19 protein-coding genes are annotated in these 22,669 nt (G+C 64.4%); 12 read left to right on the forward strand and 7 right to left on the reverse strand.

The features are described 5' to 3' along the window. Nucleotides 1-24 precede the first annotated feature (24 nt). From GA566_RS05750 to GA566_RS05765, 4 genes are all read left to right on the forward strand, one after another. A complete protein-coding gene (locus GA566_RS05750; RefSeq protein WP_160471993.1) occupies nt 25-1,335 on the forward strand; it encodes an MFS transporter in 1,311 nt (436 codons plus the stop codon). Nucleotides 1,336-1,367: 32 nt separating this feature from the next. Then, nucleotides 1,368-2,297, forward strand: coding sequence for a dihydrodipicolinate synthase family protein (locus tag GA566_RS05755; protein WP_160471995.1), 930 nt, complete (start codon nt 1,368-1,370; stop codon nt 2,295-2,297). A 272-nt stretch (nt 2,298-2,569) separates the two neighbouring features. Then, nucleotides 2,570-3,031 carry a tripartite tricarboxylate transporter TctB family protein gene (locus GA566_RS05760; protein WP_160471996.1) on the forward strand — a complete coding sequence of 154 codons (462 nt, stop codon included), beginning with the start codon at nt 2,570-2,572 and terminating at the stop codon, nt 3,029-3,031. Between the two features lie 10 nt (nt 3,032-3,041). After that, the gene (locus tag GA566_RS05765; RefSeq protein ID WP_137926568.1) at nt 3,042-4,544 is read left to right on the forward strand and encodes a tripartite tricarboxylate transporter permease; all 1,503 of its coding nucleotides are present in this window, start codon (nt 3,042-3,044) and stop codon (nt 4,542-4,544) included. Nucleotides 4,545-4,566: 22 nt separating this feature from the next. Here GA566_RS05765 and GA566_RS05770 read toward each other — a convergent pair whose 3' ends face one another. Next, the gene (locus GA566_RS05770; RefSeq protein ID WP_160471998.1) at nt 4,567-5,490 is read right to left on the reverse strand and encodes a LysR family transcriptional regulator; all 924 of its coding nucleotides are present in this window, start codon (nt 5,488-5,490) and stop codon (nt 4,567-4,569) included. Nucleotides 5,491-5,642: 152 nt separating this feature from the next. Between GA566_RS05770 and GA566_RS05775 the strand changes: the two genes are divergently transcribed. Together GA566_RS05775 and GA566_RS05780 are read left to right on the forward strand one after the other, a co-directional pair. Next, entirely contained in the window at nt 5,643-6,824 is a 1,182-nt protein-coding gene (locus GA566_RS05775; protein WP_160472000.1) for a M20 aminoacylase family protein, read from the forward strand. A 53-nt stretch (nt 6,825-6,877) separates the two neighbouring features. Continuing rightward, entirely contained in the window at nt 6,878-7,888 is a 1,011-nt protein-coding gene (locus GA566_RS05780; protein WP_137926565.1) for a tripartite tricarboxylate transporter substrate binding protein, read from the forward strand. A 28-nt stretch (nt 7,889-7,916) separates the two neighbouring features. On the opposite strand, the gene GA566_RS05785 is transcribed toward GA566_RS05780, so the two are convergent. The 4 genes from GA566_RS05785 to GA566_RS05800 all read right to left on the reverse strand — a co-directional run bounded on the left by GA566_RS05785 (nt 7,917) and on the right by GA566_RS05800 (nt 13,332). After that, nucleotides 7,917-8,387 (reverse strand): adenylyltransferase/cytidyltransferase family protein, encoded by a 471-nt coding sequence (locus GA566_RS05785; RefSeq protein ID WP_160472002.1) that lies wholly within the window; start codon nt 8,385-8,387, stop codon nt 7,917-7,919. A 349-nt stretch (nt 8,388-8,736) separates the two neighbouring features. Beyond that, nucleotides 8,737-10,104: an MFS transporter gene (locus GA566_RS05790; RefSeq protein ID WP_160472004.1), complete on the reverse strand. Its 1,368-nt coding sequence runs from the start codon at nt 10,102-10,104 to the stop codon at nt 8,737-8,739. 29 nt (nt 10,105-10,133) lie between these two features. Next, complete coding sequence (locus GA566_RS05795; RefSeq protein ID WP_160472006.1) at nt 10,134-11,714, reverse strand: benzoate-CoA ligase family protein; 1,581 nt, start codon at nt 11,712-11,714, stop codon at nt 10,134-10,136. 67 nt (nt 11,715-11,781) lie between these two features. After that, nucleotides 11,782-13,332: a 3,4-dehydroadipyl-CoA semialdehyde dehydrogenase gene (locus GA566_RS05800; protein WP_160472008.1), complete on the reverse strand. Its 1,551-nt coding sequence runs from the start codon at nt 13,330-13,332 to the stop codon at nt 11,782-11,784. Between the two features lie 342 nt (nt 13,333-13,674). Here GA566_RS05800 and boxC point away from each other — a divergent pair, with 342 nt between their 5' ends. From boxC to boxA, 3 genes are read left to right on the forward strand one after another with little or no spacing between them, the layout of a single operon-like run. Next, nucleotides 13,675-15,333 (forward strand): 2,3-epoxybenzoyl-CoA dihydrolase, encoded by a 1,659-nt coding sequence (boxC, locus tag GA566_RS05805; protein WP_160472009.1) that lies wholly within the window; start codon nt 13,675-13,677, stop codon nt 15,331-15,333. A gap of 38 nt (nt 15,334-15,371) precedes the next feature. Continuing rightward, on the forward strand, nt 15,372-16,799 hold the full coding sequence (gene boxB, locus GA566_RS05810; protein ID WP_137926559.1) for a benzoyl-CoA 2,3-epoxidase subunit BoxB: 1,428 nt from the start codon (nt 15,372-15,374) through the stop codon (nt 16,797-16,799). A gap of 51 nt (nt 16,800-16,850) precedes the next feature. Next, entirely contained in the window at nt 16,851-18,137 is a 1,287-nt protein-coding gene (boxA, locus tag GA566_RS05815) for a benzoyl-CoA 2,3-epoxidase subunit BoxA (protein WP_160472011.1), read from the forward strand. Here the strand turns inward: boxA and GA566_RS05820 are convergent. Next, nucleotides 18,131-19,057, reverse strand: coding sequence for a helix-turn-helix transcriptional regulator (locus GA566_RS05820; protein ID WP_160472013.1), 927 nt, complete (start codon nt 19,055-19,057; stop codon nt 18,131-18,133). The two genes, boxA and GA566_RS05820, sit on opposite strands and share 7 nt — an antisense overlap. A 406-nt stretch (nt 19,058-19,463) precedes the next feature. Here GA566_RS05820 and GA566_RS05825 point away from each other — a divergent pair, with 406 nt between their 5' ends. Genes GA566_RS05825 through GA566_RS05835 form a run of 3 tightly spaced genes read left to right on the forward strand, consistent with a single transcriptional unit; the run spans nt 19,464 to nt 21,758 of the window. Further along, a complete protein-coding gene (locus tag GA566_RS05825) occupies nt 19,464-20,435 on the forward strand; it encodes a tripartite tricarboxylate transporter substrate binding protein (protein ID WP_137926556.1) in 972 nt (323 codons plus the stop codon). Further along, complete coding sequence (locus GA566_RS05830) at nt 20,428-21,276, forward strand: PhzF family phenazine biosynthesis protein (protein ID WP_249359512.1); 849 nt, start codon at nt 20,428-20,430, stop codon at nt 21,274-21,276. The genes GA566_RS05825 and GA566_RS05830 overlap by 8 nt, the downstream gene beginning before the upstream one ends. Beyond that, entirely contained in the window at nt 21,273-21,758 is a 486-nt protein-coding gene (locus tag GA566_RS05835; RefSeq protein WP_160472015.1) for a RidA family protein, read from the forward strand. Before GA566_RS05830 ends, GA566_RS05835 begins: the two co-directional genes overlap by 4 nt. A gap of 11 nt (nt 21,759-21,769) precedes the next feature. Here the strand turns inward: GA566_RS05835 and GA566_RS05840 are convergent, their stop codons facing one another. After that, nucleotides 21,770-22,549 (reverse strand): helix-turn-helix domain-containing protein, encoded by a 780-nt coding sequence (locus tag GA566_RS05840; protein WP_160472017.1) that lies wholly within the window; start codon nt 22,547-22,549, stop codon nt 21,770-21,772. Nucleotides 22,550-22,669 lie beyond the last annotated feature (120 nt).

Consider the following 22,669-nt stretch of genomic DNA (forward strand, 5'->3'; position numbering starts at 1 on the left):
CAAAAACAAGACGAGGAGACAACGATGAGCAATCAATCGGAAGAGTCGCGCATCATCGCGATGCTGACGCGCAAGTTGATACCGTTCCTGGCGTTGATTTACGTGGTGGCCTATATCGACCGTTCGGTGGTGGGCTTTGCCAAGCTGCACATGAACGCGGCGGCTGGCATCAGCGATGCCGCCTACGGGCTGGGCGCCGGACTGTTTTTCATCGGCTACTTCCTGTGCGAGGTGCCGAGTAACCTGGCCCTGGAGCGCTTCGGTGCGCGCCGCTGGTTTGCGCGCATCCTGTTCACCTGGGGCGTGATCACGATGCTGATGGCGCTGATCCACAACGCCACCACGTTCTACGTGCTGCGATTCCTGCTGGGTGCGGCGGAGGCAGGGCTGTATCCGGGCATCCTGTACTTCCTGACCAAGTGGTTCCCGATGCGGCACCGCGCACGCATCATCGGATTGCTGGTGCTGGCGCAACCCATCGCGCTGATCATTACCGGCCCCATCGCCGGGTGGGTGCTGTCGACGCCGGGCCTGTTCGGGCTGTCGAACTGGCAGACGCTGTTTGTCATCAGCGGTCTTCCTGCGGTACTGCTCTGCGTTCCTACGCTGCGGTTGATCCCGGAGTCGCCCGCCGACGCGAAGTGGCTGGCGGCGGGAGACCGGGCCTGGATCGAGCGCGAACTCGGTGCCGACCAGAAGACTTTCGGGCTGAAGTCGCACGGCAACCCGCTGGCTGCGCTCAAGGACAAGCGCGTGCTGCTGCTGTCGCTGCTGTTCCTGCCTTTCCCGCTGAGTATCTACGGGCTGTCGCTGTGGCTGCCGACGATCATCAAGCAATTCGGCGTGAGCGACGTGACCACAGGCTGGTTGTCGGCGATCCCCTACCTGTTTGCCGTGGCGGGGCTCTACCTGGTGCCGCGCCATTCCGACCGCAAGGGTGAGCGCTACTGGCATATCGTGGTGGTCTCGGCGGCAGCGGCGGTCACCATGGCGGCCAGCGCCTGGGTGCAAACGCCAGCGCTGCAATTCCTGTTCATCTGCCTGACCGCATTCTCGATCTATTCGATCCAGGCCGTGGTCTGGGCGCTGCCGGGCCAGTTCCTGACCGGCGCCAGCGCGGCGGTGGGCATTGCCACGATCAACTCGCTGGCGAACCTGGGCGGCTACCTGGGCCCGTTCGGTATCGGCGTGATCAAGGACGCCACGGGCAGCCTGGCCGCCGGCCTCTACTTCCTCGCCGCGATGCTGTTGTTCGCGGTCGTCATGACCTTTGTGGTACGTGCCGCGCTGGAACCGCGCCCGGCCGCGGCGCCTGCGCCGCACACCGCCACCTGAACGCCATCTGAACGCCACCTGAAGGAACCGCCATGCCCAACCTGCAGAACCCGCGCTATCGCGGCATCTTCCCTGTGGTGCCCACCACGTTCGACGAAGCGGGTGAGCTCGACCTCGAGAGTCAGAAGCGCGCGGTCGACTTCATGATCGACGCGGGGTCGGACGGTCTCTGCATCCTGGCCAACTTCTCGGAGCAGTTTGCTGTCACCGACGACGAGCGCGAGGTGCTGACTCGCACGGTGCTTGAACACGTGGCCGGGCGCGTGCCCGTGATCGTCACGACCACGCACTACGCGACGCGCGTCTGCATCGCGCGTAGCCTGCACGCCCAGCGAATGGGCGCAGCGATGGTCATGGTGATGCCGCCTTACCACGGCGCCACGTTCCGTGTGCCGGAAGCCGGCATCTACGACTTCTATGCGCGGCTGTCGGACGCGATCGACATCCCGATCATGATCCAGGACGCGCCAGCCAGTGGCACGGTGCTGTCGGCGCCGTTCCTGGCACGCATGGCGCGCGAGATCGGGCAGGTGTCGTATTTCAAGATCGAAACGCCGGGGGCGGCCAACAAGCTGCGGGAGTTGATCCGCCTGGGTGGCGATGCAGTGGAAGGTCCATGGGACGGCGAGGAGGCCATTACGCTGCTGGCCGATCTCGAAGCGGGGGCGACTGGCGCCATGACCGGCGGTGGATTCCCGGACGGTATCCGGCCGATCCTGAACGCCCATCGTCAGGGCGACGCCGAACTGGCCTTCACGCTATACCAGCGATGGCTCCCATTGATCAATCATGAGAACCGCCAGGGGGGCATCCTGACCGCGAAGGCGCTCATGAAGGAAGGTGGCGTGATTGCGTGCGAAGCACCGCGCCATCCCATGCCGGCCATGCATCCCGAAACGCGCAAGGAACTGCTCGCGATTGCGCGACGGCTCGATCCGCTTGTGCTGCGCTGGGGTGGCTGATCCTGGGCTGAGTCGCATCGCCCCATCGGCATAGGCTGCAACACCCCGGAAGATCACGGTCTTCCGGGGTGTTGTCTTTATAGGCACGCCAATCACCTGGCTCCACCCTCTGCGGATTCGTCCGGGATTTCCCCTAGCTTTGCCCAAATACATCACGACATGATGTATTGTCACGCTCTCCCACGCACCGGAAACGCCAGTAGAGGGCGGTGCGAGGGGGCGTGGCAGGCACTCTCTGTCCGTCACATGGATATGGATACGGGGACAAGGCAATGCAGATACGGAGACAGACGGACTTCTTGTCCGGACTGATGTTCATCGCGGTTGGGCTCGCTTTTTCGTGGGTCGCCCGTGGTTACACGATGGGAACGGCGGCGCGCATGGGGCCAGGCTATTTCCCGTTCTGGCTGGGCATCGTGCTGGCGCTGCTGGGTGTCGGGGTGGCCGTGGGATCGGTGTCGGCCAAGGCCGAAGCGGATCGCATGGCGCGCTGGGATATCAAGACGCTGTTGTGGGTGCTGGGCTCGGTGGTGCTGTTCGGATTGATCCTCAAGCCGCTCGGCATGGTCTTGTCGGTGTTGGTGCTTGTGCTGGTGTCGTCGATGGCCAGTCACGAGTTCAGCTGGAAGGGCGCGATATTGAACGCGGTGGTGCTGGTGATCATCAGCACGTTCGCATTCGTGTATGGCATCAACCTGCAGATGCCGGTATGGCCGGCATTCCTCGCCAACTAGGAGACCCACGATGGAACTGTTGAGCCATTTGTCGCTGGGGTTCTCCACGGCGCTATCGCTGCAGAATCTCGCTTACGCTTTTCTCGGCTGCGTGCTCGGCACGCTGATTGGCGTGCTGCCGGGCCTGGGGCCGCTGGCCACCATCGCCATGTTGCTGCCGGTGACATACACGCTGCCGCCGGTGGCAGCGCTGATCATGCTGGCCGGTATTTACTACGGCGCGCAGTATGGCGGCTCCACGACCGCGATTCTCGTCAACCTGCCGGGCGAATCCTCGTCGGTCTGTACCACGCTCGATGGCTACCAGATGGCTCGTCGCGGTCGCGCGGGTGTGGCGTTGGCAACGGCTGGCATCGGATCGTTCTTTGCTGGCAGCGTCGCCACGCTGATCCTTGCGGCGTTTGCCACGCCGCTGTCCGAACTGGCTTTCAAGTTCGGGCCAGCCGAGTACTTCTCGCTGATGGTGCTCGGGCTGATCGGGGCGGTGGTGCTGGCGTCGGGGTCACTGGTCAAGGCGGTGGCCATGATCGTGCTGGGCCTGTTGCTCGGGCTGGTGGGCACCGATGTCAATTCGGGCGCGGCACGATTCTCGTTCGACGTGCCAGAGTTGACCGACGGTATCAGCATCACCGCGCTGGCGATGGGCCTGTTCGGTTTCGCGGAGATCATTGCCAACCTGGAGCAGAAGGAGACACGCGAGACGTTCACGGACAGGGTGACCGGACTGTTCCCCACGCGGGAAGACTTCCGCCGCATGATTCCGGCCATCCTGCGTGGCACGATGCTGGGTTCGGCGCTCGGCATCCTGCCCGGAGGCGGCGCGTCGCTCGCTTCGTTCGCGGCGTATTCGCTGGAAAAGAAGACGTCGAAGTACTCGCACGAATTCGGCAAGGGTGCGGTGGAAGGCGTGGCGGGTCCCGAGTCCGCCAACAACGCGGCAGCACAGACCTCCTTCATTCCGCTGCTCACGCTGGGCATTCCGCCTAACGCCGTGATGGCGCTGATGGTGGGTGCCATGACGATCCACAACATCCAGCCGGGTCCGCAGGTGATGACCAGCAACCCGTCGCTGTTCTGGGGCCTGATCGCTTCGATGTGGATTGGCAACTTCATGCTGGTGGTGCTGAACCTGCCGCTGATCGGCATCTGGGTGAAGCTGTTGACGGTGCCCTATCGCTTTCTGTATCCGGCGATCCTGGTGTTCTGCAGCATCGGTGTCTACTCGGTCAACAACACCGTGTTCGACGTCTTCGTGGCAGCCGCCTGCGGCATGGTGGGCTACCTGTTCCTGAAGTTGCGCTGCGAACCTGCGCCGTTGCTGCTCGGCTTTGTGCTGGGCCCGATGATGGAGGAAAACTTCCGGCGCACCTTGCTGCTGTCGCGCGGGGATTTCTCGGTGTTCGTGTCGCGCCCGCTCTCGCTCGGGTTGCTGGTGGCGGCACTCGCGCTGGTTGCGGTGGTGGCGCTGCCGTCGATCAAGGCGAAGCGCGAGGAGGCTTTCCAGGAAGAGTAGGGCTGTGTCGGGTCGGGTGCCGTCAGGTGCCCGGCCCCAATGCCGCCGGCAATTTCCTGACCACGTGCGCGAGCATGCTCTTGGCAACGGGCGAGAGCGGACGTCCGGCGCGCGTGACCACGTGGATGCGGCTGTTGTTCAGGATGGGATTGGCCAGCGCGATCGGTACGAGATCGGCAAACTGCGTGCCCTTCAGTGGCACGGAGCGCGGCGTCATGATGTAGCCAAGGCCCAGCGCCGCGAATTCCCACAAGACGCGGAACGAGTTCGTTTCCACCATGGGTCTCAGCGTCACGTGCTCGTCCAGTTCCGCCGCCTGGACGTGCTTGCGCACACCGAACGATCCCACGAGCGCGGCACCCTGATGCGGCGCCAACTCCGCCAGCGTCAGCGCTTTGCGGCGCTTGGCCAGCGGATGGTCGCGGCGGACGTAGACGCGGATCGGAGACAGCCGGGAGTAGTGGGACCGCAAGCGGTCATCGTTGGGCGGCTGAAACACCAGACCGATATGCGCCATGTCTTCAAAAAGCCAGCGCACCGAATCCTCCGTGCCTGCAACCCGCAGGTTGTACGTGACGCCTGGCCGGTCGCGCATGAAATCGCTCAATACCGGCTCCAGCACCATATCCACAAAGCCTTCGCCGAATACCAGTTCGATGTGACCTTGCTGCGCATTCTTCAGGCTATCCATCTCCGCCAGGAACGTCTCGTGCAGGTCTTGCTGGCGGCGCGCGAACAGGGCCAGCATGCGGCCTGCGTCAGTGACGACCACGCCACGGCCGCGACGCTCCAGTAGGGTAAGCCCTGTGTCCTGTTCGAGCCGGGCCACGGCCCGGCTGACCATTGAAGGGTCGACCGACAGCGCGTCCGCCGCGCCGCGCACCGATCCCGTCTCGATGATCTGCAGCAGGCACAGCGCCCGCTTGCGGTCCAGTACGTCTTCCATAGGTTTCCGGCGCTTTGATTGTGGTGATGACTGCGGTGTTGACTGCGGTTCCAAACGTTGCAAGTTATACAACAATCACGACAATGAGTTGTCATGGATGCCACGGTCGAGTCTGCAGATAATGCCTTATCCCTGTCGACGCCCACAACACCATGACACCAGACTCCAGCGCCGCGCTGCAGAAGTCCATCCAGACGATTGCGCCCGAATTCGTGGCGATTCGCCATCAGATCCACGCCCATCCGGAACTGGCGTTCGAGGAGCGCCGCACCAGCGATCTCGTGGCGGAGCAATTGGCCGCCTGGGGCTACAAGGTCCATCGCGGCCTCGGCACGACGGGTGTGGTGGGGACGCTGAAGAAAGGAAGCGGCAGCAGGACGCTGGGCATTCGTGCCGACATGGATGCGCTGCCGATCCAGGAGAAGACCGGTCTGGACTACGCCAGCACATTGCCCGGCAAGATGCACGCCTGTGGGCACGATGGCCACACGGCCATCCTGCTGTGTGCCGCGCGTTACCTGGCGGAATCGGCGGACTTCAACGGCACGCTCAACCTGATCTTCCAGCCTGCCGAAGAAAACGAAGGCGGGGCGCTGCGCATGGTGCAGGAGGGGCTTTTTGATCTGTTTCCGTGCGATGAGATCTACGCCTTGCATAACGCGCCGGGCTTGCCCGTCGGCCAGATCGGCATGATCGCCGGCCCCGCGATGGCCTCCTTCGATCGTGCCACCGTGACGCTGACCGGCCGCTCTGCGCACGGCGCCATGCCGCACCACGGCATCGACGTGATGCAGGGCGCCGCCAGCATGGTGCTCGGCCTGCAATCGATTGTGAGTCGCGAGGTTGACGCGCTCAAGTCCGCAGTCATTACAGTCGGCTCGATCCAGGCCGGTGCAACCTACAACGTGGTGCCTGAGAGTGCGACGATCAAGATCGGCATCCGGGCCCTCGATCCGCAGGTGCGCAACCATGTGGAGAACCGTTTGCACGCGTTCATCCTGGCGCAGGCCCAGAGCTTCCAGTTGAAGGCGGATGTGCAATACGAGCGCATGTACCCGGTGCTGGTCAATCACGAAGCCCAGACCGCGCGGGCGCGGGAGGTGGCGATCGACCTGCTGGGCGCGGACAACGTCGTCGCACGTGGGCCAGTGATGGGCAGCGAGGATTTTGCGTACATGCTGGAGCACCGACCGGGGGCCTACGTGCGCCTGGGGAATGGTCTCGGGGAGGATGGCGGCTGCATGGTTCACAACCCGCTGTACGACTTCAATGACCGCGCCCTGCCCATCGGTGCGGCGTTCTGGGCCGCGCTGGCCACGCGCTACCTCGCCTGATACAAACCGCCTGATCCGAGCCGCTTGATCCAGAAGACAACAAGGAGACAACCATGACATCGCAGCCACGCCGCCGCTTCCTCCAACACGCAGGCCTGACGGCCGGCGCATCGATGCTCGCTGGCTTGCCCGCGTGGGCCGCAGACGTGTTCCCCAGTCGTCCGCTGGCACTGGTGGTGCCGTATCCGGCGGGCGGTGCCAGTGACACGTCCGCACGGATCTTCGGGGAATCGATCGGCCGCAGCGTCAAGCAGCAGGTGGTGGTGGAGAACTACGGGGGCGGCACGGGTTTGATCGGCGCAAACAAGGTATTGTCCGCGCCCGCCGATGGCTACACGTTCTTCCACGGCTCGATCAACGAGGTGTTCCTGGCGCCGATGCTGAATCCCGCCGCACGCTACAAGCCGCAGGATTTCTCTCTGGCCGCGCCGATCAGCGAAACCCTGATCGTCCTGATGGTACGCAATGGCCTGGCCGCCGACACGTTCGACAAGTTCCTCGACCTCGCCAAACAGAACAAGGGCAAGCCGATGACCTACGCCACCGTGGGTGTCGATTCCATGTATCACCTGATGGGCGATGCACTGGGCGCACGCATCGGCGCGCCGTTTCTGCATGTGCCCTACAAGGGCGGCGCCCCGGCGCTGCAGGGGCTGGCAGGTGGCGAGGTGGATTTTGCGATCCTGCCGTACCAGACGAGCTTCGACGCCATGGCAGGGCAGGGCCGGCTCAAGCTCCTGACCTGTTTCTCGAAGGTGGTGCCGACGCAGCTCAAGCATATCCCGCTGATCTCCCAGAGCAAGCAGGTGCCCGACTTCGAGTATGCGATCAGCGGAGGATATTTCGTGAAGCGCGGCACGCCCGAGGATCGTGTGGCCGTCCTGCGCAAGGCGATTGGTGAAGCCCTGGCAAATCCGGAGATTCGCGCAAAGCTGGAGGCGGAAGGCCGTACCGTTGCGTCGCCGATCACTTCGCAGGCGCAGGCGAACCAGGCGTTCGACGGCTATATGAACCGGGTCACGCAACTGATCCGCAGCGTAGGCCGGCAGACGAACGCCGCCTGACACCTGCGTGGCGGCAACATCAGCCGATTCAATGCATGCTGATGGCCAGGGAGAGCGTGGCGGCGTGGAAGTGACGAGAGTCACGTACCGTGAGGATGTCTTCCGAGACGCCGCGTTCTTCCTGCAGATACTGGATGTCGCACAGGTCGTTCAGGTGCCGGAGCTGGCCGCGCCACCTGATTCCCATGACCAGCGTGTCGATATCGTAGGCCGCGATGTCCTTGGCCTTCTGGTCCCAGCTCGTCTCGGGAATCACGAAATCCACGCCCTTGAAATTCCTCACGATCTCCGCACGGTGCGCGTAGCTGACCACGGTCCGCTCGCCTTTCTCGGCGGCAAACTCGTCCGTCGATACGGCGACGATGACCGTGGTTCCCATTTGCCTGACGCGTTCGAGCAACCTGACATGGCCGATATGGAACAGGTCGAACGTGCCATAGGTGATGACAGCACGGCTGGGTCGCAGGGCGGACCGGTGATCGGTCGTGTGAATGGTCATGGCGCGGTGTCGTGATGAAGGGGCGGATGCCGGTATCACGAATAGCGCAACGACCGTGCCACGGCGGGCAGCGCCGCTTCAAACCGGTGTTTGTTTGCGCCAAGCCTTGCTGGGCAAGGCTTGGCGGGTCGCTCTCCTCGATCCGGGCGTGAGCGCCAGCAGGGCGGATGGCGTTACGTGTTACGTAACGGATGCCTCGTCACGCCACAATTCCAGCGCCAGCGTGTCCGGTCTCGCGCCAAACCATCATGCGAATCCGGGGCGCACAGCGATAGCGAAGACGTGCCCGCGGCGCTAATGCCACGCTTGTCGCGATGAGATGTCCACATTCGTGGACAGGTCGGACACGTCAGGCGATGGCTTTGCGGGAGACCTTTGTGGCCGCTGGCTCACCCCGCTCCGTCGCGAGGCCCGACGCCGACCGGCGATGGTCGATCAGCAGCACCGCCACCACGGCGACCACGGCCGGCAGGGCCATCGCCATGAAGTTCTGCTGCAGCGGCAGTTGCATGCCCACCAGCACACCGATCACGATTGGCGCGAGGATGGCGCCGCTGCGGCCCACGCCAGATGCCCAGCCGATACCCGTGCCACGCATCGCGGCCGGATAGAACTGGCCGGCATAGGCGTACGTGACGATCTGCGTGCCAATGGTGGAAGCGCCCGCCAATGCCACCACCACGAACAGCACACCCGTGGGCATGCCGTAGCCCAGCAGCGTGATGGAGACGGCGGCCAGCGCGTACATGCCCACCAGCACGTACTTGATGTTGAAGCGGTCGGCCAGCCAGCCGCCGCCGATTGCGCCCGCCATCGCGCCGAAGTTGAGCACGAGCACGAACGTCAGGGCCGAGCCCAGGCTGTAGCCGGCGCCCGCCATCAGCTTGGCCAGCCACGAACTCAGCGCATAGACCATGAACAGGCACATGAAGAACGCCACCCAGAACATGAGCGTGCTGAAGCCGCGTCCGTCCTCGAACAACTGGCGGATCGGCGCGCGCGCGGCTGTGTCCGTCGATGGCAGCGCGAAGTGGTCCGATGCCTGCGGCACATAGCCCGGTGACATACGATGCAGGATGGCTTGCGCGGCACCGATGCGGCCACGTCGGATCAGGTAGGGCAGCGATTCCGGCATCGAGCGCAGCACGGCAGGAATGACGACGACGGGCAGGGCGGCGGCCAGGAACACCGATTGCCAGCCGTGGCTTTCGATCAATCCCTTGCCGAGCAGCGCGGCGAGCATGCCGCCCACCGAATAGCCGCTGAACATCAGCGTGACCATGGTGCCGCGAATCTTGCGGGGCGAGAATTCGGTCATCTGCGCCACCACGTTAGGCATCACGCCACCGATGCCGAGTCCCGCCAGAAAGCGCGTGATGCTGAAGCTCACCGGATCGGAGGTAAAGCCTGCGGCAGCGGTGAAGACGCTGAACAGGCCCACACAGATGGCGATGGTCAGGCGGCGGCCGATGCGGTCGGCGATGGTGCCCATGACCACGGCGCCGAACATCATGCCGAACAGTGCAGAGCTGACCATGAAGCCGGCCTGCGTGGCATCGACGCCCATCTCCTTCATGATCGACGGCAGGGCGATGCCCACCACGGCCAGGTCGTAGCCGTCGAAGATGATGATGATCGAACACCAGAACAGCAGCGACGCGTGGAAGCGATTGAATCTTGCCTCGTCGGCAAGGCGATACATGTCGATCTGACGCATGAAGGGCTCCTTGGAAAGGACGTCTGGATTCAGGCGGGCACCGCTTCAAGTTCGCGAAGCCGGAAGCGCTGGATCTTGCCGGTGGCGGTCTTGGGCAGCGCGGGCAGGAAGATGATCGTGCGCGGGTACTTGTACGGGGCGAGCCGATCCTTCACGAATGCCTTCAGTTCGGATTCCTCGACGGCGGCGCCCGGCTTGAGCACCACGTATGCGCGTGTCTTCGTCAGTCCTTCGGCATCGGGCACACCCACCACGGCCGCTTCCAGCACGGCCGGATGCAGGATCAGCGTGGCTTCTACCTCGAAGGGCGAGACGTAGATGCCGCTGACCTTGAGCATGTCGTCGCTGCGGCCCGCGTACTGGTAGGTGCCATCGACGTTGCGGAGGTACTTGTCGCCGCTGCGCGTCCAGGTGCCGCGAAACGTGTCGCGCGATTTCTCGCAATTGCCCCAGTACATCAGCGCGGCGCTCGGGCCCTGGATGTAGAGATCGCCTACTTCGCCATCGGGCACGGGCTGTCCGTCGTCGTCGCGCAACTCCACGCTGTAGCCGGGCACGGGCCAGCCCGTGGTGCCATAGCGCACCTGGCCGGGACGGTTCGACAGGAAGATGTGCAGCATCTCCGTGGAGCCGATGCCATCAACGATCTCGCACCCGAAATGTCGCGTGAAACGTTCACCGATTTCCGCAGGCAGCGCCTCGCCCGCAGACGAACACAACCGCAGCGCAACGTCCTGCCGCGCGGGCAACGCGGGCGAGGCCAGCATGCCCGCATAGCCGGTGGGCGCGCCGAACAGGACGGTGGCGCGATGCGCAGTGAGGCGACGGAACACAGCGTCAGGCGTGGGACGCTCCGCCATCAACACCACCGTGGCACCCACACTGAGCGGAAACGTGAGGCCATTGCCGAGACCATAGGCGAAGTACAGCTTGGCGGCGGAGAAACACACATCGTGCTCGGTGAGGCCCAGCACGGGCTTGCCATAGAGTTCGGCGGTCCAGTACGCATTGGCCTGGCTGTGCAGCACGCCCTTCGGGCGACCTGTGGAGCCTGACGAGTACAACCAGAAACCGGGATCGTCTGGATGCGTCGAGGCAGGTGCGGGCAATGGCGCGTGAGCGGCGAGCAGATCGTCGATGGTGTCGACGTTGACTTCATCGCTCTGCGCGCTGTCGGGTTCACCGCTGACGAGGATGTTCTGCAACTCATGCCCGCCCTGTGCCATGGCCTCGCGCAAGATCGGCAACAGCGAGGCCGATACCAGCGCCGCCTGCGCGCGCGAATGCCGAAGCATGTAGGCGTAGTCATCGGCGGTCAGCAGCGTGTTGACCGCAACGGGTACCACCCCTGCATACATCGCACCGAGGAACGACACCGGCCAATCGTTGCAGTCGTGCATCAGCAGCAGCACGCGTTCCTCGCGGTGAATGCCCAGTGCTTTGAGTGCAGCGGCCATGCGGCGCACGCGGTCGGCCAGCATGCCGTAGTCGAGTGCGCCGGCATCGTCGATAAAGGCGGTCTTGTCAGGACGTGCAGCGTTGCAGGCCAGCAGATGATCGGCCAGGTTGAAGGGAGTGCCCGGGGGCAGGGCAGCAGGGTGCGATTGCATGGGTTGTCTCCCCAAGTGATTGTTATTGTTGTGGGTGGTGGAAGGTAAAGAAAGGTGGAAGGACGTTTCAGAGCAGGGCGGTCACGGCGCGACTGGCCTGAATCGCGCAGCGGCGATGATGGAAATCGAGCGCGCGCAATCCGCCTAGTTCCTCGCCACCGCCTGCGCGGCCCGGTCCGCCGTGTACCGATTGCGGCATCACGTTGCCGTGGCCGGAGTGGATCGATGCGACATCGGGTGAGACCCCATGCACGCGGCCATGGCTATCGGCCAATGCCACGCCAGCCTGCGCGAGCGCTGCGGTATCGCTGCCGTAGAGCGACGCCACGAGCGAACCTTCGCCGCGCCGGATCAGGGCGAGGGCATGCGCGGTGTCGCGATAAGGCACGAGCGTGGCGACGGGGCCGAAGACTTCGGTTTCATGCACACGCGCTGCGCCATCGGCATCGCGCGCGCCCAGCAGCGTGGGCCCGGTGCAGCAGGCGATGGATGGGTCGGCATCCACCAGCGGCGTGGCGCTGCCATCGAACAGCACCTCGGTCTGTTCGCGCAGATGGGCAAGGCCGGTTTTCACGGCATCGAATTGCGTGCGGCTGACCAGTGCGCCCATGCGCACGGCGTCGTTGCGAGGATTGCCCACGGAGACACGACCTAGCTTGGCGCCGATGGCTTGCGCCGCAGCGTCATACAAAGATTCGGGTATGAAGATGCGCCGGATGGCCGTGCATTTCTGGCCGGACTTCACGGTCATCTCGCGCACCACTTCGCGTACGAGCAGATCGAACGCCTCGCTGTCCGATCCTTCGCCGGGCAACAGCAGTGCGGAGTTGACGCTGTCTGCTTCCACATTCACGCGTACCGAGCGGCGTGTCACGGCATCGTGCGAACGAATCAGTGCACCAGTATCTGCCGAGCCTGTGAACGAAATCGCGTCGAACGGTTCCAGCGGATCGAGCAATCCCGCGGCGCTGCCGCACACGATGGACAGCGCGCCTTCCGGCAACACGTTCGCATCGATCACGTCGCGCACCATGCGTTGCGTGAGCCATGCGGTGGCCGTTGCGGGTTTGACGATGACCGGCACGCCGGACAGCAGGGCGGGCGCGGCCTTCTCCCAAAGTCCCCACGCGGGGAAGTTGAACGCATTGATCAGCAGCGCCACGCCCCGATTCGGTACGCGAACGTGCTGCGACACAAACAACGGGTCCTTGCCGAGACGCACGCTGTCGCCATCAAGCAAGTAATGGCGATCGCCCAATGATTCGCCGAGCTTCGCATACACCCCGACCGTATAGATCGCGCCATCGATATCCACGGCCGAATCGTTGCGCACCGTGCCGCTGTTGGCGGTGGCGATCTCGTAATAGGTGTCGCGGTGTGCCTGGAGCACCTTGACGATGGCGCCGAGCATGGCTGCGCGCTGCGCATAGGTCATGGCCCGCAGTGCCGCGCCGCCGCGCTCGCGGGCATGACGGTATCCGGCGCGCAGGTCGAGGCCCGTGGCGTCCACGCGCACCAGCGATGCGCCGGTCACCGGATCGGCCAGCGTCACGCCAGCGCCGGTGCCATGTTGCCACTGGCCGGCCAGATAGTTGGGAAGCAATTCGGGTAGGGACATTCGTGATCTCCAGCCTGGCCTCGCAGGGGGCGCGGGCCAATGTTGTGACTGCACTATTGTGCAGGTCTGAAACATAGAGGCCAGCAGGAGGGGTGTCAAGCAATATATTGCATGGCGCAGGGTTAACGATTGGCGGGCCACGCCACGAGCAAGAAACGCCGGAATGGCCCGGGAAGCCTGGGATTTGTGAGGAGTGCGACGTGCGCGGTGCGGGAGTGTGCCGCTTCGGTCGCTCAACGCGAAACATGCAAAATAATGCTTGAAATTCCGAATGGCGATGAACTATAGTTCCATCACAACACGGCCGCACACCGAACTATCGTGCTTCCCCAGGAGACCCAAATGACTGCAGCGCCCCGCGTCGATTACCAGACCGATCCTTCCCAGTACAAGCACCTCACCATGTCGTTCGACGGGGCGATTGCCACGCTGACGCTGAACATCGACGAGAACGCCGGCCTGCGCGATGGCTACAAGCTCAAGCTGAACAGCTATGACCTTGGCGTGGATATCGAACTGAACGATGCGGCCAACCGTATCCGCTTCGAGCATCCCGAAGTGCGCACGGTGGTGGTGACCAGCGGCAAGGAGAAGGTGTTCTGCTCGGGCGCCAATATCTTCATGCTCGGCGTCAGCAGCCATGCGTGGAAGGTCAACTTCTGCAAGTTCACCAACGAAACGCGCAACGGCCTGGAAGATTCGTCGAAGTACAGCGGCCTGAAATTCCTGGCGGCGGTCAACGGTGCCTGCGCGGGCGGTGGCTACGAGCTGGCGCTGGCCTGCGATGAAATTTTGCTGATCGATGACCGGTCATCGGCGGTGAGCCTGCCCGAAGTGCCGCTGCTGGGCGTGCTGCCCGGTACCGGCGGCCTGACCCGCGTGACTGACAAGCGCCACGTGCGCCATGACCTGGCCGATATCTTCTGCACCACCAACGAAGGCGTGCGCGGCCAGCGTGCCAAGGACTGGCGTCTGGTGGACGATATCGCCAAGCCCGCCGTCTTCGCACAGAAGGTGCGCGAGCGCGCCGAGGCACTGGCCGCACAGAGCGATCGTCCCGCCGATGCCAAGGGCGTGGCGCTCGTACCGGTGCAACGCACGATCGAAGCGGATGCCCTGCGCTATGCCTATGTCACCGTGGAGATCGACCGTCCCGCGCGCCGCGCCACGTTTATCGTCAAGGGACCGAGCGGCGCGCAGCCGTCCACCCCCGCCGCCATCGCCGAAGCCGGCGCCGCGTGGTATCCGCTGCAACTGGCGCGCGAACTGGAAGACGCGATTCTGTCGATGCGCACCAACGAACTCGATATCGGTACGTGGCTGATCAAGACCGAAGGTGACGCCGCCGATGTGCTGGCGATGGACGCGACGCTGCTCGCCCACAAGGACCACTGGCTGGTACGCGAAACCATCGGCCTGCTGCGCCGCACGTTCTCGCGTTTCGATGTCTCGTCGCGCAGCCTGTTCGCGCTGGTGGAGCCGGGTTCGTGCTTCGCCGGATCGTTCCTGGAGCTGGCGCTGGCCTGCGACCGCATCTATCACCTCGCGCTGCCCGACGATGAAGCGCGCGCACCGGCCATCACCGTGGCGGACGCCAACTTCGGCCTGTATCCGATGGCCACGGGCCAGAGCCGCCTGGGCCGCCGCTTCTACGACGAAGTCCCCGCCATGGAAGCCGTGCGCGCAAAGGCCGGGCAGCCGCTCGATGCCGATGCTGCGTTCGCGCTGGGTCTTGTGACATCGAATCCGGACGATATCGACTGGGCCGACGAAGTGCGGATCGCGCTGGAAGAACGCGCGGCGATGTCGCCCGATGCGCTGACCGGCATGGAAGCCAACCTGCGCTTCAACGGTCAGGAAAACATGGTCACGCGGATCTTCGGACGCCTGACGGCATGGCAGAACTGGATCTTCCAGCGCCCGAACGCCGTGGGCGAGAAGGGTGCGCTGAAGGTCTACGGCAAGGGCGACAAGGCCGCCTTCGACTGGAACCGCGTCTGAACCCGCCGCACAAGCGACAAGCGAATCTGGAGACCACGATGAACGGCATCAACTACAGCGACAAGATTCCCAACAACGTCAACCTGAGCGAAGACCGCACCCTGCAGCGCGCGCTCGAACAGTGGCAGCCGAACTACCTGAGCTGGTGGAACGACATGGGCCCCGATGGCTCGCAGGATTTCGATATCTACCTGCGCACGGCCATCAGCGTGGACCCGCAGGGCTGGGCGCACTTCGGCCACGTCAAGATGCCGGACTATCGCTGGGGCATCTTCCTGAACCCGGCCGAGGCCAATCGCAAGATTCATTTTGGCGATCACAAGGGCGAAGACGTGTGGCAGGAAATCCCCGGTGAATATCGCGCCAACCTGCGCCGCATCATCGTCACGCAGGGCGATACCGAACCGGCTTCGGTGGAACAGCAGCGCCACCTGGGCCTGACCGCGCCGAGCATGTACGACCTGCGCAACCTGTTCCAGGTGAACGTGGAAGAAGGGCGCCACCTGTGGGCGATGGTGTATCTGCTGCACAAGTACTTCGGCCGCGATGGTCGCGAGGAAGGCGAGGCGTTGCTGGAACGGCGCAGCGGTCAGGAAGACAATCCGCGCATCCTGCAGGCGTTCAACGAGCAGACCCCGGACTGGCTCTCGTTCTTCATGTTCACGTATTTCACGGACCGCGACGGCAAGTTCCAGTTGTGTGCACTGGCAGAAAGCTCGTTCGATCCGCTGGCGCGCACCACCAAGTTCATGCTGACCGAGGAAGCGCATCACATGTTCGTGGGCGAAAGCGGCGTGTCGCGCGTGATCCAGCGTACCTGTCAGGTCATGAACGAACTGAAGACCGATGATCCGGCCAAGCTGCGCGCCGCGGGCGTGATCGACCTGCCGACGATCCAGCGCTACCTGAACTTCCACTACAGCGTGACGATCGATCTGTTCGGCGCCGATGAGTCGAGCAATGCGGCCACGTTCTACAGCACGGGTCTCAAGGGTCGGTACGAGGAAGGCAAGCGCACTGACGACCACGTACTCAAGAACCAGACGTACAAGGTATTGCAGGCCGTGGGCGGCAAGCTGGTGGAGAAGGAAGTGCCGATGCTCAACGCGCTCAACGAGGTGCTGCGCGATGACTACATCAAGGACAGCGTGGCCGGTGTGGAACGCTGGAACAAGGTCATCGAGAAAGCGGGCATTCCGTTCCGGCTCAAGGTGCCGCACAAGGCGTTCCATCGCAATATCGGCGCACTGGCTGGCGTGAAGGTGTCGCCGGAAGGGCGCGTGATTCCCGATGCGGAATGGCGCGACTACGTGGATCAATGGCTGCCCACGCCGGGAGACCGCGCGTTCGTGGCGGGCCTGATGGGGCGCGTGGTCGAGCCCGGCAAGTTCGCCAACTGGATCGCGCCGCCGGTCATGGGCATCAACCGCCAGCCGGTGGATTTCGAGTACGTGCGCTTCAACTGACCCGTCGGGAGGCGCGCCAGCCGTGGCGCGCCGCGTTACCCGGAGAACACCATGGACATGTCCGACATCCAGGTCATCAGGCAACACCTGATCGATCCCGAGATCTGCATCCGCTGCAACACCTGCGAGGCCACTTGCCCCGTGGCCGCGATCACGCACGATTCCCGCAACTACGTGGTGGACGCCGAGACGTGCAACGGCTGCATGGCGTGCATCTCGCCGTGCCCCACGGGATCGATCGACAACTGGCGCGTCATGCCGCGTGCCCGCGCCTACAGCGTGGACGAGCAACTGGGCTGGGACGAACTGCCTGCCGAACTCAGCGAGGATGAACTCGCGGCGGCCGGTGTCTCGGCAGCAGCCAGCCTGCCGCCCGCGCCGGAAGTGGTCACGCTGCCTGCGGCATTTGAAGGCGGCGAGACGTTCCAGAGCGCGCAATACGGCGCCACGGTGCCGCCGTGGTCGGCGGCGCATGCCTATACGAATCTCTACGGCGGCAAGGCGAGCAAGTCAGCCACCACGGCACGCGCCACGGTGACCGGCAATCTGCGTGCGACCGAAGTGGGGCGCGACTACGACACGCACCATATCGTGCTCGATTTCGGGACGGTGCCGTTTCCCGTTCTGGAAGGGCAATCGATCGGCATCGTGCCGCCCGGCGTGGATGCCAGCGGTCGGCCTCACCATGCGCGCCAGTATTCGGTGGCGAGCGCGCGCAATGGCGAACGGGCGGGTTACAACAACCTCTCGCTGACGATCAAGCGCGTGCTGGAAGATCACCAGGGCAATGCCGTGCGCGGCGTGGCCTCGAACTACATGTGCGACCTGCAGATCGGCGACACCGTGGAAGTGATCGGGCCGTTCGGTAACAGCTTCCTGATGCCGAACCATCCGCGCTCGCACATCGTCATGATCTGCACCGGCACGGGCAGCGCACCGATGCGTGCGATGACCGAGTGGCGCCGCCGCCTGCGCAAGTCAGGCAAGTTCGAGGGCGGCAAGCTGATGCTGTTTTTCGGCGCCCGTACGCGCGAGGAACTGCCGTACTTTGGTCCGCTCGTGAATCTGCCGAAGGATTTCATCGATGTGAACCTGGCGTTTTCGCGTACGCCGGGGCAGCCGCGCCGCTATGTGCAGGACGCCATGCGCGAACGCGCAGCGGATCTGGCCGCGCTGCTCGCCGACACCAACAGCCATTTCTATGTCTGCGGGTTGAAGAGCATGGAAGAGGGGGTGGTGCTGGCGCTGCGCGATATCGCCGTGCAGGCAGGGATGGACTGGGACAAGCTCGGCGCCGACCTCAAGCAGCAAGGCCGGCTGCATCTGGAAACCTACTGACCGATCAGGGCCTGCTGCGCCGAGGTGGCGGCTACTACCGCCTCGCGCAGCACTGCAAAGGCGTCGGCGAGCGGCTTGCCGCTGGTATCGACAATCGCATCTGCCTTCGAGTAGAACGCCGCGCGGCCTTCGAGAATGCGCTTCAAATCTTCCATCGCCTCGCGGCTGTCGGCCATGGGTCGCGTATCGCCTTGCGCCACCACGCGCGCCATATGTTCCTCGGGCGCGGCCTGCAACCAGACTGTCGTGCAATGCGTCAGCAGTTCGTTGAAGGTGGCCGGGTCCGACACGATGCCGCCCGGCGTGGCAATCACCGCTTCTCCGTACAACTGGATCGTTTCTTCAAGCGCGCGTCGCTCATAGCGTCGATACGCGTTGGTGCCATACAGCCCGTGGATTTCCTGCACGCTGCACCCGGCCACACGTTCGATCTCTGCGTTCAGTTCGACAAAGGGCATGTCCAGCGCCTCGGCCAGCATGCGTCCGAGCGTGGACTTTCCCGCGCCGCGCAAGCCCACCAATGCGATGCGGCGCGAGCGCAGCGGGTCTGCCGGATCGGTGCCAAGCAACTGGCCCACGGCAATCCGCACGCGGCGCAGATCGGATTCGGAACGGTTCTCCAGCAACTCGCGGATCAGCAGCCATTCCGGCGAACTCGTGGTGACATCGCCGAGCAACTCCGTCAGCGCGCACTGCAGCGCGTTGGCAATCTGCTGCAGCACCAGGATCGATGCATTGCCCGTGCCATGTTCGAGATTGGCGATATGGCGCTCGGACACATCGGCGGCTTCCGCCAGCGCCCGGCGCGTCAGGCCGCGCCGGGCGCGCAGGCTGCGCGTGCGCTCCCCGATGGCAAGCAGCAGGGGCGAGCGCGGCGCACTGCTTTCGTTGGCAGGCTGCGGTTCCGGGGTGGCATTCATGGCGGGTGCGTACGCAGATAGGTCGGCTCGAAGGGTCAGAGGCGCATGATAAAGCGCGCGGGGTTATCGGGAAAGCCCGCGTCGCTGATGTGCTGCTTTACGCCCCTCTCCTGTTCGGTTTTCTCCCTTCGCCCGCGCGGCGGGAGAGGGGAGCACACCAGGCTCATCAAGTACCCTCGATTTTCTCCCCTCTCCCGCGCGGTGGGAGAGGGGCGGGGGAGAGGGCCGGCGCTTCAAATTGCGACTGCGTTGGCAAGCAGACCCTCCAGCCCTCTCCCCCAACCCCTCTCCCAGAGGGAGAGGGGAGAGAGACTGCCGCATTCCGGATCACCCCACGTCGCATTCCGGTTTGAAGGCCGTTCGCCCCATTCCTAGACTCGATGCATTCCAAACAAGGGGAGTGCGCGTGTCTATCCTGTCTATTTCAGCCCGCGTCATGCTGGCCGGCGCTGTGGCGGCGTCATCCGTTGCCGCCCATGCGGAAACCTGGCCGGCCAAGCCGATCACCATGGTGGTGCCATTTCCCGCTGGCGGCGGCACCGATCTGGTGGTGCGCACGATCCAGCCCTTGCTGCAGCGTGAACTTGGCCAACCTGTGGTGATCGACAACCGTAGCGGCGCGGGCGGCACGATCGGGTCGGGCTTCGTGGCGCGTGCCGCGGCGGATGGCTACACCGCCGGTGTGGTCACGACGAGCACGCACGCGGTCAGCGTGGCGCTCTATCCCAAGCTGACGTACAACCCCGCGAAGGACTTCGCCTATGCGGGTTTCATCGGCACCTCGCCCTACGTACTGGCAGTCAACAACGCATTGCAGGTGCCCGATGCCAAGGCATTGGTTGCGAAGCTGAAGGCTGACAAGTCGCAGCACAGCTTTGCATCGGTGGGCGTGGGCACCGTGTCGCACCTGATGGGCGAGCAGTTCCAGAAGCTCGTCAATGTGCCGATGACCCACGTGCCGTATCGCGGCGCGGCGCCGGCCTATACCGATCTGATCGGCGGGCAGGTGCAGATCATGTTCGACAATCCCGTGGGACTCGCCCCCTATATCAAGGCGCACAAGATTTCCGCGATTGCCGTGACCGCCGCTACGCCGCTGCTGCCCGGTGTGCCGACCTTCACCAGCCAGGGCGTGCCGGGTTTCGACCAGCAACTGTGGTACGGCATCGCGTTCCCGAAGGGCACTCCCACTGCCATTGTCGACCGCTTCAACGCGGCGCTGAACAAGGTCCTGGCCGACAAGGCCGTGGCCGACGACCTCGCCAGCAAGGGCGTGACGGCGCGTCCTGGTACGCCGGCCTCGCTGCAAACGACGGTGCAATCCGACATTCCCTACTGGGGCAAGATCGCCAAGTCCGTGGGAGCCACAGGTGAGTGAAGTCAGCATGATCCGCGTGTTTGTGCGCGACGGGCAGGGCGGGAATCCGGTGCCGCTGGTGGCCGATGCACGGGGCATGAGCGCGCCAGCCATGCAGGATGTGGCCGCGACGCATGGCCATGAGTCGGCCTTCGTACTGCCGAGCGATAACGGCTGCGACTGGCGTTTCCGCTTCTTCGTGCCGCAGCATGAGATGGAGATGTGTGGCCATGCCACCGTGGGTACGCTGTGGGCGATGCGGCAATGGGGGCAATGGACCACGCCCACCGCGCGTATCGAAACCATGAGCGGCATCGTGCAGGCGTACTGGGACGATGCCGCGCAACGTGTCTGGATCTCGCAGCCGGCGGTGCGGATCGGCGCACTGAACGCTGAGGCGGCGGACCGCGTTGCCATGCAGATCGGCCTGCTGGGCAAGGGCTATCCGGCCATCAACGCCGCTACCAGTCGCGTGAAGACGCTGGTGGAGCTGCCGTCCGTGGCCATGCTCGACAGCCTCGATCCCCATTTCTCAAGCATGGAATCGCTGTGCGCATCGATCGATTCCACCGGGCTGTATCCCTATGCGTTCGGCGTGCCCAAGGCGGACGGCATGCGCGTGGTCCACGCGCGGCAGTTTCCGAAGTCGTCGGGCTATCCCGAGGATGCGGCTACCGGTATTGCAGCGGCCGCGTTGTGGGGATACTTGCATGCGGCAGGTGAAGTGAGTGGCGCCATTGCGGTGTGGCAGGGCGATGCCATGGGGAGCCCCTCGGAAATCCTGGTCGCGCCGCGCAAGACCGATTCTGGCGAGCCTGACGGCTGCTGGCTCAGCGGCAGCGTGGCATGGGGCGAGGCATGACAATCGACGCCCCCGAAGTCCGGCTTGCTGCAGCGGGTTTCACGCTGCCCGAGGTATCCACGCCGCGCGGCAACTATGCGCCGTATAGCGTGGTGCAGATGGGCACAACGCAGTGGGTGTCGATTGCCGGGCAAGTGTGTCGGCAGTCAGGGATCGCCATGGCAGGACAGTGCAGGGACGACGACGATGTGGAGCCTGCCCGCCGTGCCGCCGAGGTATCGATGCTGAATGCGCTGGCTGCGTTGCGGCTGGCTTGCGACGGCGATTTGTCGCGCGTGATCCAGGTGGTGCGGCTGCGTGGCTTTATCCGCGCGGCACCGGACTTCGCCCGGCATCCGGCAGTGCTCGACGCCGCCTCCGCCGTGTTGCGCGCGGCCTTCCCCGACCAGCCGCTACCCGCACGCAGCGCGCTGGGCGTGTCCAGCCTGCCGGATCGCGCGTGGACGGAGATCGAGATCGACGCGCTGGTGGCAATGGGCTGAAACGATTGCCGTCAGGAAATATCGCTGGCTTCGCGCAATAGCCGGTGCAGATGCCCGCTGGAGGCAAAGCCAAGATCCACGCTGACACTGGCAACGGACTGGCCTTGAGCGATCAATGCGCGGGCATGCGCGGCCAGCACGCGGCGCCGGACGGCCACGGGCGTGGCGCCGAATTCGATCTGGCAGGCGCGTTGCAATTGCCGGATGGAGGTGCCAAGTTCCTCGGCCACGGCATCGATCGATGGCAGTGGCAGGTCGCGTTCGAGCGCGTGTCGAAAACGCCGGACCATGCGCAGGGCCACGGAAGCCGGTTCCTCGGGCATTGTCAGCGGCTTGCTGCCCACCAGTTGCTCGACGATGGCGCGTACCAGCCACGATGCGCTGCCTGCGGAGATGGTCGGGGCCAGCAGGGCTTCGAGCATCGCGATGGTGGCGCCATCCAGATGCATCGCGCCGAATGGCCGCGAGCCGGGCAGGCGATCCGGCGGCAGATACAACTCGCCGTGTTGCTGCCGCTCGTGTTCGGAAGCCGTCAGATGCGCGGTCGATGCCGGCAGCAGCACCGCCGTGCCGCGCACCAGGGACGTGGCATGCAGTGCGCCCGCCTTGGCCGATGGTTCGGTTGTGTCGTCCCATACGGCCTTGAGCCTGCCCACGCGTGGCCATAGCAGCATGCCGCAGTCATGGGTGTGCCAGTTCCGCTGAAAGGAAGGCTGCCGGCTGTCGTGCAGCGCGAATCCGTGCTGCGCGGTCAGGTGAAGCTTGGGAGACAGGTGAGGGGCGTTGGTCATCGGGGGCGTTCCGTCAGGCAGGAAAGGGCGGAATGCCATCGATCATACGGCACGGCGCGTCGATATCGAAAACGAAATAGAAAACGAAATCGGGAAAGCGATGGCCGGCGTGGCCATCGC

Source organism: Cupriavidus sp. SW-Y-13, assembly GCF_009793345.1.
Lineage (GTDB): Bacteria > Pseudomonadota > Gammaproteobacteria > Burkholderiales > Burkholderiaceae > Cupriavidus.

Coding starts and splice junctions, on each gene's coding strand:
- GA566_RS05750 (WP_160471993.1), top strand. CDS start 25: ATGAGCAATCAATCGGAAGAGTCGCGCATCATCGCGATGCTGACGCGC.
- GA566_RS05755 (WP_160471995.1), top strand. CDS start 1,368: ATGCCCAACCTGCAGAACCCGCGCTATCGCGGCATCTTCCCTGTGGTG.
- GA566_RS05760 (WP_160471996.1), top strand. CDS start 2,570: ATGCAGATACGGAGACAGACGGACTTCTTGTCCGGACTGATGTTCATC.
- GA566_RS05765 (WP_137926568.1), top strand. CDS start 3,042: ATGGAACTGTTGAGCCATTTGTCGCTGGGGTTCTCCACGGCGCTATCG.
- GA566_RS05770 (WP_160471998.1), bottom strand. CDS start 5,490: ATGGAAGACGTACTGGACCGCAAGCGGGCGCTGTGCCTGCTGCAGATC.
- GA566_RS05775 (WP_160472000.1), top strand. CDS start 5,643: ATGACACCAGACTCCAGCGCCGCGCTGCAGAAGTCCATCCAGACGATT.
- GA566_RS05780 (WP_137926565.1), top strand. CDS start 6,878: ATGACATCGCAGCCACGCCGCCGCTTCCTCCAACACGCAGGCCTGACG.
- GA566_RS05785 (WP_160472002.1), bottom strand. CDS start 8,387: ATGACCATTCACACGACCGATCACCGGTCCGCCCTGCGACCCAGCCGT.
- GA566_RS05790 (WP_160472004.1), bottom strand. CDS start 10,104: ATGCGTCAGATCGACATGTATCGCCTTGCCGACGAGGCAAGATTCAAT.
- GA566_RS05795 (WP_160472006.1), bottom strand. CDS start 11,714: ATGCAATCGCACCCTGCTGCCCTGCCCCCGGGCACTCCCTTCAACCTG.
- GA566_RS05800 (WP_160472008.1), bottom strand. CDS start 13,332: ATGTCCCTACCCGAATTGCTTCCCAACTATCTGGCCGGCCAGTGGCAA.
- boxC (WP_160472009.1), top strand. CDS start 13,675: ATGACTGCAGCGCCCCGCGTCGATTACCAGACCGATCCTTCCCAGTAC.
- boxB (WP_137926559.1), top strand. CDS start 15,372: ATGAACGGCATCAACTACAGCGACAAGATTCCCAACAACGTCAACCTG.
- boxA (WP_160472011.1), top strand. CDS start 16,851: ATGGACATGTCCGACATCCAGGTCATCAGGCAACACCTGATCGATCCC.
- GA566_RS05820 (WP_160472013.1), bottom strand. CDS start 19,057: ATGAATGCCACCCCGGAACCGCAGCCTGCCAACGAAAGCAGTGCGCCG.
- GA566_RS05835 (WP_160472015.1), top strand. CDS start 21,273: ATGACAATCGACGCCCCCGAAGTCCGGCTTGCTGCAGCGGGTTTCACG.
- GA566_RS05840 (WP_160472017.1), bottom strand. CDS start 22,549: ATGACCAACGCCCCTCACCTGTCTCCCAAGCTTCACCTGACCGCGCAG.